The following is a 14,125-nucleotide window of genomic DNA, read 5'->3' on the forward strand; positions in this document are numbered from 1 at the left end:
GGGAGGGAGCCCTCAGGCTCCCTCCCGGCCGCTGCGGTCCTTACGCGCGCGCCCCCGCGCGGTCGTTGAGGTGCGCGATGTAGTCCCAGTGGCTCGGCAGCGTCTCCACCAGGGACTTGGCCTGGTCACGGACGAGCCGCAGTTCCTTCTCGGCGGCGACGTCGTCCATCATCGCCAGGCCGGGCAGCGGCCGTACGTCCAGACCGCCGAGGCCCAGGATCATCGCCGTGTACGAGTAGGGCTCGAACCCGTGGTAGTAGGGGAAGATGGTGTCCGGGTCGGGGAGCTTCGCCTGCCACTGCTCGATGCGGGCACCGAGCGCGTCGGGCATCCTGCGGGTCTTGGCGTCCCGCCAGTAGTCGTTGTCGTTGCGCTTGGCGGCGACGTAGTGGAGCACGAGGAACTCCCGCACGCCGTCCATGACGTTGGCCACCTGGCGGTTGTACGACTTGCGCAGCTGCTCGTCGTTCGGGCCGCCCGGGAAGTGCTTCACCAGCTGCTCGATGGCGTTCTGGATGAAGAAGATGCCCGTCGACTCCAGCGGCTCGACGAACCCGCTGGACAGGCCGATCGCCACGCAGTTGTTGACCCAGGAGTTCTCGCTGCGGCCGATGCGCATCTTGATGTGGTTGGCGGTCAGGTCGTCCGCGGCCGGCCCCCAGTAGGCGCGCAGCGTGCGCTCCGCCTCCTCCGGCGTGCAGTAGTCGCTGGCGTAGACGTAACCGGTGCCGACCCGCCCGTGCAGCGGGATGGTCCAGATCCAGCCCGCCGCCTGGGCGCTGGCCCGGGTGTAGGGGCCCATCCCCTGGTCGGCCATCTCCATGGGCACGCGCAGCGCGACCGCGCTGTCGTTCGGCAGGGTGTCCTGGTAGGAGATGAAGGGCACACCGAGCGCCTTGTTGAGCAGCATGCCGCGGAAGCCGGTGCAGTCGATGAAGAGGTCGCCCGCGAGGTCGCCGCTCTCCTTGGTGCGGACGTGGCTGATGTGACCGCGCTCGTCGACCGCGATGTCGACCACGTCGTCCAGCACGTGCCGGACCCCGCGGTCGGTGCCGTATCCGGTGAGCAGCTTCGCCAGCAGCGTGGCGTCGAACTGGTAGGCGTAGGGGAACTGGGTCTTCTGCTCGTCCATGGTGGACCGGGACATGGAGACCGGGTCCTGCGCGCCCAGCTCGGGCGCCAGCAGGGCTCCGCCGAGCCGGCGCGGCGAGCGCTTGGCGTCGCAGAGCGCGGCGATCACCGAACAGTCCCGGTCGTAGTCCTCGCTGGGCCGCTTGTGCAGCCACCAGTCGGCGAGCGACACGCCCTCGACCACGCGCGGCCGCTCGAAGGGGTGGTAGAAGTGGTGCCCCTCGGCCCGCCAGTTGTCGTAGCGGATGGCCAGCTTGTAGGTGGCGTGGCAGTCCGGCATCCAGTCGGTCTCCTGGAGGCCGAGGTAGGAGAAGAAGTGGCGGATCGTGCTGAAGGACGCCTCACCGACACCGATGGTGGGCACGTTCTTGGATTCGACGAGAGTCACCGAGAGCCGCTCGCCGAACGCCGCCTTCAGATACGAGGCGGTCATCCAGCCCGCCGTACCGCCGCCCACGATGACAACGCTCTTGGCCATTATGTCCTCACTTCCATCGCACTGACCCGGTATCAACCATGAACTCGGATGGGGCCGTCACCGGCCCGGCCGGCTATGCGGCCCCGCCGTCGGCGCATTCCTCGACGAACTCCAGAAGCCCGCGCACGCCGGTCTCCAGCGCCACCGGATCGACGCAGAAGGCGATCCGGACCAGATGCCGGGCCCAGGGCGCGTAGTCGTGGGAGCGGACCCGGCCCCGCTCGTCGACGTCGGGGCGCATCGCGAAGCCCTCGCCCGGAACGACCGCGACGCCCTTGCGCTCCAGCAGCCGGGTCGCGAAGGTCTCGGCGTCCAGCCCGGTCCTGGCCACGTCGAGCATCGCGTACCATCCGCCGGCCGGCAGTTCCCGCAGCAGCCCGGCCCGGATCAGCGGCGGCAGCGCCACGTCCCGGTTGCGCTGCACCAGCTTGCGGTTGGCCGCCGTCGAGTCGGCCCGGCTGTTCAGCGCGGCGATCCCCGCGTACTGCACGGGCGTCGACGTGCCGATGATGTTGGCCTCCTGGACGACCTTCATCACGTCGGCGGCCCGGTCGTTGGCCAGCGCCACGTAACCCAGCCGGTACCCGGTCATCGCGAAGCTCTTGGAGAAGCTGAACACGCTGTGCACGATCCGCTCGTCGACCGGGACGTCGCGTTCCAGCGAGGCGGTCGAGATGTGCTCGCGCTCGTAGAGGAAGTGCTCGTAGGCCTCGTCGCTGATGACCTGCCAGCCGCGGCCGCGGGCCAGGTCCAGCAGGGCGGTGAGCTCCGCTCGGTCCAGGACGACGCCGGTGGGGTTGGCCGGCGAGTTGATCAGCAGCACGCGGGTGCGCGGGGTCGCGGCGGCGGCGATCGCCTCGGGGTCGGGCCGCAGGTCGGCGCCCAGCGGGTACAGCACGGGGCGGAAACCGGCGAGCAGACTCTGCTGGAGGTGGACCGGCCAGTGCAGCTCCGGCAGCAGGATCTCGGCGCCGGGCTCGGCCAGCGACTGGAGCAGGGCGGCCAGGCCCTGGCAGGAACCGGGCGAGATCAGCAGCCGGGAGACCGCGCTGTCCACCTCGTTGTCCGCGCGGAGCTTCTCCACCACCGCCGCCCGCAGTTGGGGCAGGCCCTCCACACCGGTGTACTTGGTCTCGCCCCGCCGCACGGCGTCCATGAAGGCTTCGGCGACATCGTCGGACGGATTGAAGTAGGGGTCGCCGACGTGCAGCTTAGTCACCGCGACGCCGGACTCCTCCTCCCGCTTCTCCGCGGCCCGGAAGATGCGGTGCAGACACGAGGAGGGGATGGATTCGGCGGCGGACAGGATCTCTTGGCTCACGCTCACAGCACCTTCGTTCCGTTGAGTGTTCTTCGGACTCGCGCGATGTGTCATGCGGTGCGGCCACCGTCGACGGGGATCAGCGCACCGGTGACCCAGCCGGACGATTCGGGGTCGAGCAGCATGCACACCCATCGGCCGATCTCGGTGTCCTCGCCGAACCGCCCCATCGGGGTCGACGACCGGAGGTCGACGCGCAGTCGCTCGGTGGCCGCCTCGTCCAGCCCGGTCTCGTTCCACATCGGGGTGTCCACGGGTCCGGGCATAATGGCGTTCACCCGTACGTCCGGGGCGAGTTCCCTCGCCAGCGAGCGGGTGAGGCTGTTCAGGGCGGCCTTGGTCGCGCCGTAGAAGGACCGCCCCGGCATGGACAGCACCGCGCCGACGGACGAGATGTTGACGACGCTGCCGCGGCGGGCGCGCAGGTGCGGCAGGGCGCGGCGGACCAGTTCGGCGGGGGCCCGCACGTTGACGGCGAACATCGCGTCGAACAGCGCGGGGTCGCTCTCGTCGAGCCGCCCGAAGCGGGCCAGACCCGCGTTGTTGACCACCGCGTCGACCCCGCCGAAGCGGTCGGCCGCCGTCGCGACGATCCGTTCGGCGGCGCCGGGCGCGGAGACGTCCTGCGCCACGTACGCGACCGCGGGTCCGTACCGGTCCGCCAGGTCGCGCAGCGGTTCCTCCCGCCGGCCGACGAGCGTCACGCGGGCGCCCGCCTTCACCACGCACTCCGTGATGCCCCGGCCGATACCGGTGGCAGCGCCGGTGATCACCACCGACTTCCCGTCCAGGGTCATCGCACGGCCTCGCTCTCCGCGAGGGCCGCGGCCAGGTCGGTGATCAGCTCGCCGGGGTCCGAGAGGGGCCGGAAGTGCCCGCCCGGCTGGGGCCGCACGGTGAAGGGGCCGGTGCCGACCTCGGCCCAGGCGGCGACTCGCTCCTCGTCGACCAGCGGGTCCTCGGTGTTGTAGTAGCAGCGCACCGGGCACCGCAGCGGTTCGGGGTGCGGCGCCGGCCGGTACGTCTCGTTGAGGGTGATGTCGGCCCGGACCACCGGCAGCAGCAGCTCACGGAGTTCGGGGTCGTCCGCGACGGCCGGGTCGATGCCGCCCAGTTCGCCCAGTACGGCCCACAGTTCGTCGTCGGTGGCGCGGTGCGTGGTGCCGCCCCCGGCGCGCGACGGCGCCGGTGACCCCGACACGAACAGGCGGTGCGCGGGCCGGCCGTGGTCCTGCAGCACGCGGGCGGTCTCGTACGCGACCAGGGCGCCCAGGCTGTGCCCGAACAGGGAGCAGGGAACCGGATCCCGTCGCAGCAGTTCCCCGGCGACGGCGGACGCCATCTCGGCGACGCTGTCCGCGGGTGCTTCGGCGAACCGGTCGGCGTGCCCCGGATACTGTACGGCGAGCAGCTCCCAGTCCCCGGGCAGCGCCCGCGGCCAGGCACGATAGGCCGCCGCGGTGCCCCCGGAGTGCGGGAAGCAGACCAGCCGGCCGGCCGGGTGCGCCACCTCGCCGATGACCCGCACCCACCCTCGGTCACCCGTTCGTATGCCATTCACGCCACCGAGCTTCACCGAAACCGGAGGCGGGTCCGCGGCAATCTGTCAAAGCTCTGTCGGGGTCGACGCGGCCCGCGGACCGGTTGGCCGAACCTGAAGGCGCCACAACCTAGGAGGACGCATGCTGGACGGGTTCGTGCCCTGGCCATCCGAGTTCGCCGAACGCTACCGCCGCGCCGGCTACTGGAAAGGTGTCTCGCTGCGGCAGCTGCTCACCGACCGGGCCGGCCGCCACCCCGACAAGATCGCGGCCGTGGACGCGACGCGCCGGGTCACCTACGCCGAACTGGCGGAGGAGGCCGACCGGGTGGCGTCCGGGCTGCTCGACCTCGGCGTCTCCAGCCGTGACCGGGTCGTGGTGCACCTGCCCAACAGGATCGACTTCCTGACCACCGTCCTCGCGCTGTTCGGCATCGGCGCGATCCCCGTGATGGCCCTGCCCGGCCACCGCCGCGACGAGATCCTCCACCTGGCGCGCTCCTCGGACGCGGTGGCTTACGTCGGCCCGGACCGGTTCCAGGGCTTCGACTTCCGCCAACTGGCCCGCGAGGTGCGCCGCGACGCCCCGGGCATGAAGCACGTCGTCATCGCCGGTGAGGCGGACGGCTTCACCCCGCTGGCCGAGCTCGCCGGGTCCGCGGCCCGGGAGCTGCCGCCGGTCGACTCCTCCGAGGTGGCGCTGCTGCTGCTGTCGGGCGGGACCACCGGTGTGCCGAAGCTGATCCCGCGGACGCACGACGACTACGCGTACAACATCTCTGCCTGCGCGCGGGTGGTCGACTTCGACGACAGCGGTGTCTACCTCGCCGCCAACCCCGTGCCGCACAACGCCGCGCTCGGCTGCCCCGGCGCCCTCGGCGCGGTGCTCCTCGGCGGGAAGGCCGTCCTCGCCGCGAACCCCAGCCCGGACCACGTGTTCCCGCTGATCGAGCAGGAGGGGGTCACCCTCACCACGCTGGTGCCGGCGCTGGCCCTGCTGTGGGCGGAGGCGGCGCGGAGCACCCCCGTCGACATGTCCCGCGTGACCATCCAGGTCGGCAGCTCGAAGTTCGGGCCCGCCGCCGCGGCCCGGGTGAGCGAGAGCCTCGGATGCCGGCTGATGAACGTGTACGGCATCGGTGAGGGGCTGATCACCCACACCCGCCGGGACGACCCGCCGGAGGTCGTCTTCGGCACCGAGGGCCGGCCGGTGTGCCCGGACGACGAGATCAGGATCGTCGACACCGAGGACAACGACGTCGCTCCCGGCGAGACGGGAGAACTGCTCACCCGCGGCCCGTACACCATCCGGGGCTACTTCGCCGCGCCGGACCACAACCGGCGGTCGTTCACCGCGGACGGCTTCTACCGCACCGGCGACCTGGCCCGGATGACCGAGGACGGGAACGTCGTCATCGAGGGCCGGCTGAAGGACATCATCCACCACCTGGGCGAGAAGGTGTCGGCCGAGGAGGTGGAAGGCCATGTGCTGACCCACCCGCTGGTGCGGGACACCGCCGTGGTCGGCGTCCCGGACGACGAACTCGACGAGCGGCTCTGTGTCTTCGTGGTGCTCACGGCCGACGCGGACACCGAGCGGACCCCGGTCACGCTGCGCACGATCAGGGAGCACATCCGCGGTCGCGGGCTGGCATCGTACAAACTGCCCGACGAGCTGATCGTGGTCTCCGACCTGCCTCGGACTCCGGTGGGCAAGATCGACAAGAAGGCCCTGAAGGCAGCTCGGCCGTAGACCGAGCCGGCGCCCGCCCCGCGGGCGCGTGCGAACCGCCCGGCGAGGAGCAGCTCGCCGGGCGGACGTGCATGCGCACCAGGCCGTTCGCCGGCACCGGGACACGGGGCGAGTCCATGATCCGTGCCGGCACCCGGACATGGGCCGGGTCCGGAATCCGTGCCTGGGAGCGGGACATGGCCGGCGCGGAGACGGGTGCCCGGACCGGGACACGTGCCGGCCACGAGATATGCGCCGGGACCAGGACCCGTGCCAGGACCGAGACGTGCACCGGGACCAGGACCCATGCCAGAACCGAGACGTGCACCGGGACCAGGACCCATGCCAGAACCGAGACGTGCACCGGGACCGGGACCCGTGCCAGGACCGAGACGTGCACCGGCACCGGGACACGTGCCGGCTGCGGGACGCGCGCCGGGACCGGTGCCCGCGACGGCAGGCGGTCACGTCGATCCGTGACCGCCTGCCGGTGGAAAGGGCCCGCATGACCGGACCGTCACTCCCGCTCGGGGACCAGCTCCCCCTTCTCGTCCTCCGTCTGGCTCGCCGGGCCGGTGCGCGGCAGGACGGTGAAGGCGACGACGACGGCGGCGAGCAGGATCACGGCGCCGATGGTCATGCCCAGCGCGTAGCCGTCGTTGAGGGCCTCCAGCGAGGCCGTGTCACCGGTGCGGTGGGTGGCGGCGGTGCCGAGCGCGGCCAGACCGAGCGAGGCGCCGATCTGGCGGGTGCTGCTGAGCATGCCGGAGGCGGTGCCCGTCTCGTGCGGGGCCACCCCGACGGTGGCCGTCGAGACCACCGGGGCGAGGCAGAGGCCGAACCCGATGCTGGTGACGATCGACGGGCCCAGCACGTCGGCCAGGAAGGAGCCGTCCGCGCTCATCATGCCGAACCAGGCGAACCCGGCCGCGGTCAGCAGTCCGCCACCGACCAGGAGGGTCCGGGCGGGGACCCGGTAGCCGAGCTTGATGGCGATCACGGAACCGACGATCACGCCCAGCGCGAAGGGCAGGAACTGGATGCCGCTCATGGCCGGGCCCTCCCCCAGGACGCGCTGGAGGTAGAGCGAGACGAAGTAGAAGGCCGAGGCCATCGCGCCGCCGAGGAGGAGGTTGTAGCTGTTGGCACCGGCGACGGAGCGGTTGCTGAACAGGCCGAGCCGGATCAGCGGGTCGCGGGCCGTGGTCCGCTCGACGTAGATGAACGCGGCCAGCAGGACGACGGCGATCGCCAGGGTCGTGAGGGTGACCGACGAGCCCCACGCGTGCTGGTCGGTGCGCACGACGCCGAACACGAGCAGGGTCATGCCGGCCGTGGCGAGGACGGCGCCCAGCACGTCCGGACGGCCGCGGCGCTGGGCCGGCGGATCCGCGGCGACACCCCGCCAGGCCAGGGCCAGGGCCACGGCGGCCATGGGGACGTTGACGAGCATCACCCATTCCCAGCCGGCGTACTCGGTCAGCACGCCGCCGATCAGCACGCCGAGGGCCCCGCCCGCGGCGTTCATCGCGCTCCACACGCCGAAGGCCTTCACCCGCGCCTTGCCCGACGGGAAGGTCGAGGTGAGCAGGGCGAGCGCGGCCGGGGCCAGGGTGGCGGCGCCGACGCCCTGCACGGCACGGGCGGCCACCAGGTGGCCTGGTTCCTGCGCGAAGCCGCCGATGAGCGAGGCGAGGCCGAACACGGGCAGGCCGATCAGCAGGATCCGCTTGTGGCCGTACCGGTCGGCGATCTTGCCGCCCAGGAGGAGCAGGCCACCGAAGGTGAGCGCGTAGGCGTGGATCACCCAGGTCAGGCCGGCGTCACTGAAGCCGAGGCCGGAGGCGATCTCCGGAAGTCCGACGTTCACGACCGAAAGGTCCAGCGACACCATGAACTGCACCACAGCAACCGCGGCCAGGGTCAACCCCGGATTGGCGGCCCGGTCGACGGCCGTCCCACCTACAGATTCGGTGTTTGTCACCGCAACTCATCCCTCCACGGTCTCGAGTCTGGAGTATTTTCGAACACGTTCTGAAATTAGCACTGGGGGCAGGCCGCTGTCGAGCGCAGAAGGCCGGAGCCACCCCCGGATTCACGGAAGGGCATGATGGGACGGTGCCCCGAACCAAAGCAGCGCACGGCCGAGTCGGCCGGCCACCCGTGACCTCTCGTACGCAGATCCTGAACGCGGCCCGCCGGCTCATCGATCAGAGCGGCTGGGAGAAACTGACGATCCGCCGGCTGGCCGCCGAGATCGGCATCGGGGCCACGACGCTCTACCACCATGTGCGGGACAAGGAAGACCTGCTGTTCCTGCTGATCCACGAGTACGCGGACCAGATCCCGATCCCCGAGCTGCCCGGCGAGCCGCGGGACCGCATCATCGCCGCCGCCGTGGCGATCCACGACGCCCTCGCCGCCTGGCCGTGGGCCGCTGAGGTCCTCACCACGGACGGTTTCATCAGCCGGCTCAGCAACTCGGCCCTGCAACTCGTCGAGGCCATCGTGGGCGGGGCGGTCGACCACGGGTGCACGCCCGAGCAGGCCGTCCACGTCTTCCGCAGCATCTGGTACTACACGGTCGGCGAGATCCTGGTCCGGGCGCACTCCGCGGGGCAGCGCGCGGACGACGAACGGCCCGCCGGCCTGGACGCGTTCATAGAAGGGCTCGACCCGGCCCGCCTGCCCCGGCTGGCCGCCCTCGGCCACCGCTGGCCGGAGCTGGCCGCGCAGGACACCTATCCGCTCGCCCTGAGCGCGTTCGTCGACGGACTGCTGGCCCAGGCCACCTCGACGACGCCCCGGGTGCCGAGCCGCTGACGAGCGGCCGTACCCCGGCGGACGCGGTGGACGGGCCTACGCCCGGCTACCGCGTCCCGGGTCTTGCCCTTTTCTTTCCGGTCGTCCTCCACGGCGGCGGTGACGTCACAGGCTAGGAACCAGACGATGCCGATCGCCAAGGGGAGTTGACGGTGAGTAGCGATCTCTTGAGCACCGTGGACGGCGGGCGTGCGCAGCCGGCGCGCCCGGCCGGCCCGAAGGCGCGGATCCCCGACTGCCCGCTGGCGCGGACCGTCGAGGCCGTCGGCCCGTGGTGGACTCTGGAGATCCTGCACGAGGTCTTCGACGGCCACGACCGCTTCGCGGACATCCGCCACAACCTGGAGACGCCCGCGGACGTCCTGCGGGACCGGCTCGCGGACCTCGTGGCGCGGGGCCTGCTGGAGACCGCGGACGAGACCGCGGACCCCCAGGAGCGCGCCTACCGGCTCACCGAGAGCGGCCGCGCGTTGCGCCCGCTCATCCTGGTCATGGCCGCCTGGGGGAACCGACTGCTCGCCCCCGAGGACCGCAGCCTGGTCCTGGTCGACGCCGAGACGGGCGCCGAGGCGGACCCGGTCGTGGTGGACCGGCTGACCGGACGGCGGCTGGACACCCCCGGCTTCGTCTTCGCCCGCGGCCCCCGGGCGAGCGCGCAGATCAGCGCCCGCTATCCGGAGGTCCCCGCGCGGCACTGAGCCGCTCGTCCCCGGGCCGCGACCTGGCGGACGGCTCGTCCCGGTGACCGCCGCACGGCTTCCGCCGGCACCTGCCGACGGACAGGCCGTCGCCGCGGTCGGCGCGGCGGGCCGTCGCGACGGGCCGGAGCCCGGGGGACCGCGGCTCACCGTGGTCCCGCCCCCGTCCCGTGGCGGGTGACGGCACGGTCCTCGGAAGCACCCGGTCCGGACCCGGCCCGCGGGCGTCGTGGGCCCGTGCGGTCCGGCAGGCACGGCGGGCGGCCGTCGGCCCCCGCACCACCGGCCGTCCGCCGCCGTGAGGCCCATGCCCTCCCCGTCCCCGGCTCCTGTCTCCTTCGCCCTCCAGCCCTCTGCCCCTCCGCCCTTCCGCCTTCCTGCCCCCCTCTGTCCTCCGCCCTTCCGCCTTCCTGCCCCCCTCTGTCCTCCGCCCTTCCGCCTCTCTGCCCCCTCTGCCCCTCTGCCCCTCAGTGGAGCCCTCCCTGTCGGACCGACCGCGCCGGAACGGCCACGAAAGGCCCTGACCGCCATGGACGTATCGGACCTGCTCTCCCGTGCCGCGCACGTGTCCGCGGCACTCGCCGTCGTGCTGCTCCTGGCCCGCCTGGGGCGGAACGCCGCGCGCCGGCTGCGCCAGCCGGAAGTCGTCGGGGAGGTCACGGTGGGGCTGCTCGTCGGGCCCGCCGTGCTCGCGCTGTCCGACCGCGCGCTGTTCGACGCGCTGCTGCCGGCCGCCGTCCTCGACGTGCTCACCTTCGTCGGGCAGACCGGACTCGTGCTCTATCTCGTCGGCCTCGCCCACAAGCTGCGGCCCGGGCCGGGCGGCCCGCCCCGGCGGGCGCTGTCCGCGCTGGTGGCCGGCGCCTTCGTGGTGCCCCTCGCCACGGGGCTGCTGCTGGTGGGGCTGATCGCGCTCACCGGCGACACGGCGGCCCGGGGCGAGGTGCCGCTGCCCGCCTTCTGCCTGATGGTCGCGGTCACCCTGTCCATCACCGCCGTCCCGGTGCTGTCCCGGATCCTCGGCGACCGGGGCCTGAGCGAGTCGGCCGAGGGACGGCTCGCCCTCGCGTCCGCCATCGTCATGGACGGACTGGGCTGGATCATGCTCACGCTCGCCGTGGGGCTCGGCGCGGACGACCTGTCGGGCCTGTGGGAGCCCGCCGTCGCGCTGCTCGCGGGCGGCGGCTGCGCCCTCCTGCTGCGGCTGGGGCTGCGCACCGCGCCCGCGCGCCGGCTGTGCCGCCGGCTGCCGCGGACGACCGCGGTCCTGCTCGGCGGTGCCGCGCTGGGCACGGCCCTGCTCACCGAGCACCTGGGCATGACCGCCATCGTCGGCGCCGCGCTGGTGGGTCTGGCGATCCCCGGCGAGGACGCGGCGGCCGCCGACGCGGGCCCGGCCCCCTGGACCGAGCCCGTGACCGCCGTGTCGCACACCGGGCGGATGCTGACACCGGTCTTCTTCGTGGTCACCGGGGTCACCGTGCTCATCGACGCGTTCAGCGCCGCGTCCTGGACGCTGATCGCCGGCACGCTGGTGCTGGGCTGCTCGGGCAAGCTGCTCGGCGGTTACGCCGGGGCCCGGCTGGCCGGCACCGGGCCCGCACCGGCGCGCCGTATCGGTGTCCTCATGAACACCCGAGGCCTGACCGAGCTGATCGTGATCGAGGCCGGCCACCGGGCCGGCATCCTGCCGGCGCCGATGGTCCTCGCCCTGGTGGTGATGGCCCTGGCGACCACGGCCATGACGGGACCGCTGCTCGGTCTCGTCGACCGCGCCGAGCGACGCGGCAGCGTACCGGACCGTTCCGAACTCCCCCGCTCCGTAGCGACGGAAGGCAGTACCCGATGACCGAATACCCGGCCGCGGCCGCCACGCCCCAGCCCACGGTGGCCGAGGCGACGCCCGACGAGTTCCGGACCATGATGAGCGGCTTCCCCACCGGGGTGTGCGTGGTCACCAGCGTCGACGGGGCCGGAGCGCCCTGGGGGATGACCTGCTCGTCGGTGTGCAGTGTCTCGCTCGCCCCGCCCACGCTGCTGGTGTGCCTGCGTTCGGGCAGCCCGACCCTGGCCGCGGTCCTGGACCGGGGCGCCTTCACGGTGAACCTGCTGCACGAGGGCGCCCAGGACGCCGCCGAGCTGTTCGCCTCGGGCAACCCGCACCGCTTCGACCTGCTGCCGTGGGAGCAGGACGCCGACGCCTCGGGTCCCCATCTGGTGCGGGACGCCCACACGGTGGCGGACTGCACGGTCTCCCTGACCCAGGCCGTCGGCGACCACGTGACCGTGTTCGGCCGTACCCGCAGGATCGTGCGGCACCGCACGCGGTCGCCGCTGCTGTACGGGCTGCGGCAGTTCAGGCCGTGGCCGGGGAGCTGACGCCCCGGGACGGCCGGCGCGGCGCGCCGCACACACTGAGGCCGGCAGGGCGTTCGCCCTGCCGGCCTGCGTGTCGTGCGGGGCCCTCCCGGCCGCGGGCCGGGACGTGCCCGGGCGGTCACGGGTGCCCGGCCGTGCCGGGGCATACGGCGCCCTGGGCCAGCAGCCCGTCGACCACCGCCTCGAGTCCGCGCTGGTGGTGGTCGCCCGCCGCCAGCTCCACCCACTGGTCGCGCAGCCGGGCCAGGAGGGGGAAGGCGTCGGGGTCCAGGGACAGCATGGCGCGCTCCCAGGGCGTGTCCTCGCCCTTGCGGCGGGCCCGCTCCCGGTTGAGGCGGACGAGCAGCTCACCGATCGTGTAGTACCAGATGACGCGGTAGGCATAGACGGCTTCCTCGTGGCTCATCCCGCAGGCGACCGCGGCGTCGATCATGCTCTCCACGAGTCTCAGCGCCGAGGCGCTCACATGGTCCTCGGACGTCACCGCCTCCACCGCCCAGGGACAGTCAGCGAGCATCCCGTGGAGGGTCCGCGCGCCCGCGAGGAGCCGTTCGCGCGGCTCGTGGGGCAGTTCGGCGCGGGGCAGGCGCTCGGTCCGCGCGTCCAGCAGCAGGGTGAGCAGCTCGTCCTTGTCCTTGACGTGGTAGTACAGCGCCATCGGCGTGCTGGACATCTCTTTCGCCAGGCGGCGCATGGACAGGTGCTCCGCCCCCTCCTCGGTGAGGATGCGCTCGGCGCTGCTGAGGATCGCCTCCCGCGACAGACGGCGCGGCCGGCCCAGCCGGCCGGGGCGTTGACTCCAGGACTCCATGAGACCAGCTTTCCGAAACCGTTGGGGTGATGACGTGTCGACCGCCGCGTGGCTCAACCGGCCGGGCGCGCGGGGGCACTTGCCGTCCTCGGCGCCCGGAGGAGCCGGCACCGCGGGCGGTGGCCGCACCGGGCGCGGGCCGACCCGGCCCCGGCACGGTCGCCGGTCGTGAGGCCGCCCGGCCGCACCGGATCGGGTGGGTGAGCGGGCGTCGCCGCTGCGGGACCGGCTCCACGGCGCCGGGACCGGCGCACGCGCAGGGCGCGACCGGGCGGAGCCGCCGCGAGGGCCGGCGTCCGGCGGCGCCGGGACCGAACGGGCGAGGAGTGACCGGCGCTCCGCGCGGAGGCGGTGCCGGGCGCCTGGCCCTCTCGGCCCTGCCACGTCCGGGCGTCCCGTCGTCCCGTCGCGCCGAGCGAACCGTGTCCGCTGTGACCCGGGTGGCAGCGCACTGGGCGCGGCCGGGCGCATCCGGGCGGGACGGCGGTGCCGGCCGGTGCTCCCCGAAGGCCCGTCCCGGCGATCGGCCGGGGTGCCGGTGGTGTGCGGCCGGGCGCGCCGTACGGTCCGGCGGCGTGCGCAGCGGTTCTCGGCGGGTGCGCCGGGCGCGGTTCTCGTGGGACGCGCTCCAGCGCCGGGCCCACCGGCCACGGGACGCAGGTGCCGCCGAACGCCCCCGGACCGCGGCGGTGCCGCCTGCGGGCCGGGCTCGCCACCGGGCGCACCGGCCGCGCTCCCCCGGCTCGGGCCCGGGCGCGAGGGCGCCCGGGCCCGTCGGCGGACCAGGGCCGGTGTGTCACCGGTGCGGGCGGGCGCGCCGCGGACGGCGCGAGGTGCTCAGCCGCGGTTGCCGGCCCGGGAACGTGCTCCCGCGTGCTCACGGCACGCCATTTTCGTCGCCTCCACGGTGCTGCGGGCCAAGGCGACGGCTTCGTACAGGAGATCCATCCGGGCCGTGTGGCCGTCCGCGACGTCCTGGTGGGTGCGCAGCAGCAGGGCCGCGCAGTTCAGGGCGTCACAGGCCGCGCTGACCTCCGCGGGGATGCGGCGCCGGCTCGCGTCGCGCAGCTCCCAGGCCAGCTTCTCCAGATGCTGGACGACCGTCGTGAGCTCCACGGCCGTCTCATGGACGGCAGACATAGAAAGACTCCCTTCCCCTACCCCGGCGCCGGGGCGCCGCACTGCGGCGTCCCGGCGGACGGACCATGGACG

At 73.2% G+C, this 14,125-nt stretch carries 12 protein-coding genes; 5 read left to right on the top strand and 7 right to left on the bottom strand.

Annotated features, from left to right (window positions below; translation table 11 throughout):
• Positions 1–40 precede the first annotated feature (40 nt).
• The 4 genes from SGLAU_RS04435 to SGLAU_RS04450 all read right to left on the bottom strand — a co-directional run bounded on the left by SGLAU_RS04435 (position 41) and on the right by SGLAU_RS04450 (position 4,491).
• Positions 41–1,609 (bottom strand): tryptophan halogenase family protein, encoded by a 1,569-nt coding sequence (locus tag SGLAU_RS04435; protein WP_078957590.1) that lies wholly within the window; start codon positions 1,607–1,609, stop codon positions 41–43.
• Positions 1,610–1,682: 73 nt separating this feature from the next.
• Complete coding sequence (locus SGLAU_RS04440; RefSeq protein ID WP_043506264.1) at positions 1,683–2,930, bottom strand: pyridoxal phosphate-dependent aminotransferase; 1,248 nt, start codon at positions 2,928–2,930, stop codon at positions 1,683–1,685.
• Between the two features lie 50 nt (positions 2,931–2,980).
• Positions 2,981–3,727: an SDR family NAD(P)-dependent oxidoreductase gene (locus tag SGLAU_RS04445; RefSeq protein ID WP_043498546.1), complete on the bottom strand. Its 747-nt coding sequence runs from the start codon at positions 3,725–3,727 to the stop codon at positions 2,981–2,983.
• The gene (locus tag SGLAU_RS04450; RefSeq protein ID WP_244315174.1) at positions 3,724–4,491 is read right to left on the bottom strand and encodes a thioesterase II family protein; all 768 of its coding nucleotides are present in this window, start codon (positions 4,489–4,491) and stop codon (positions 3,724–3,726) included. Before SGLAU_RS04450 ends, SGLAU_RS04445 begins: the two co-directional genes overlap by 4 nt.
• 121 nt (positions 4,492–4,612) lie before the next feature.
• Here SGLAU_RS04450 and SGLAU_RS04455 point away from each other — a divergent pair, with 121 nt between their 5' ends.
• On the top strand, positions 4,613–6,223 hold the full coding sequence (locus SGLAU_RS04455) for a (2,3-dihydroxybenzoyl)adenylate synthase (protein ID WP_043498548.1): 1,611 nt from the start codon (positions 4,613–4,615) through the stop codon (positions 6,221–6,223).
• Between the two features lie 496 nt (positions 6,224–6,719).
• Here the strand turns inward: SGLAU_RS04455 and SGLAU_RS04460 are convergent, their stop codons facing one another.
• Entirely contained in the window at positions 6,720–8,072 is a 1,353-nt protein-coding gene (locus SGLAU_RS04460) for an MFS transporter (protein WP_244315175.1), read from the bottom strand.
• Positions 8,073–8,365: 293 nt separating this feature from the next.
• On the opposite strand from SGLAU_RS04460, the gene SGLAU_RS04465 reads away from it, so the two are divergent.
• From SGLAU_RS04465 to SGLAU_RS04480, 4 genes are all read left to right on the top strand, one after another.
• Positions 8,366–9,025, top strand: a complete 660-nt coding sequence (locus tag SGLAU_RS04465; RefSeq protein WP_043498549.1) for a TetR/AcrR family transcriptional regulator — start codon at positions 8,366–8,368, stop codon at positions 9,023–9,025.
• A 152-nt stretch (positions 9,026–9,177) separates the two neighbouring features.
• Positions 9,178–9,723, top strand: a complete 546-nt coding sequence (locus SGLAU_RS04470; protein ID WP_244315176.1) for a winged helix-turn-helix transcriptional regulator — start codon at positions 9,178–9,180, stop codon at positions 9,721–9,723.
• Between the two features lie 529 nt (positions 9,724–10,252).
• Positions 10,253–11,572 (top strand): cation:proton antiporter, encoded by a 1,320-nt coding sequence (locus tag SGLAU_RS04475; protein ID WP_043498551.1) that lies wholly within the window; start codon positions 10,253–10,255, stop codon positions 11,570–11,572.
• Positions 11,569–12,102: a flavin reductase family protein gene (locus SGLAU_RS04480; protein WP_078957594.1), complete on the top strand. Its 534-nt coding sequence runs from the start codon at positions 11,569–11,571 to the stop codon at positions 12,100–12,102. Before SGLAU_RS04475 ends, SGLAU_RS04480 begins: the two co-directional genes overlap by 4 nt.
• A 118-nt stretch (positions 12,103–12,220) precedes the next feature.
• On the opposite strand, the gene SGLAU_RS04485 is transcribed toward SGLAU_RS04480, so the two are convergent.
• On the bottom strand, positions 12,221–12,913 hold the full coding sequence (locus SGLAU_RS04485) for a TetR/AcrR family transcriptional regulator (protein WP_043498553.1): 693 nt from the start codon (positions 12,911–12,913) through the stop codon (positions 12,221–12,223).
• Positions 12,914–13,750: 837 nt separating this feature from the next.
• Entirely contained in the window at positions 13,751–14,053 is a 303-nt protein-coding gene (locus tag SGLAU_RS04490) for a hypothetical protein (RefSeq protein WP_159072764.1), read from the bottom strand.
• Positions 14,054–14,125: the final 72 nt, after the last annotated feature.

The sequence above is a fragment of the Streptomyces glaucescens genome (genome assembly GCF_000761215.1).
GTDB lineage: Bacteria > Actinomycetota > Actinomycetes > Streptomycetales > Streptomycetaceae > Streptomyces > Streptomyces glaucescens_B.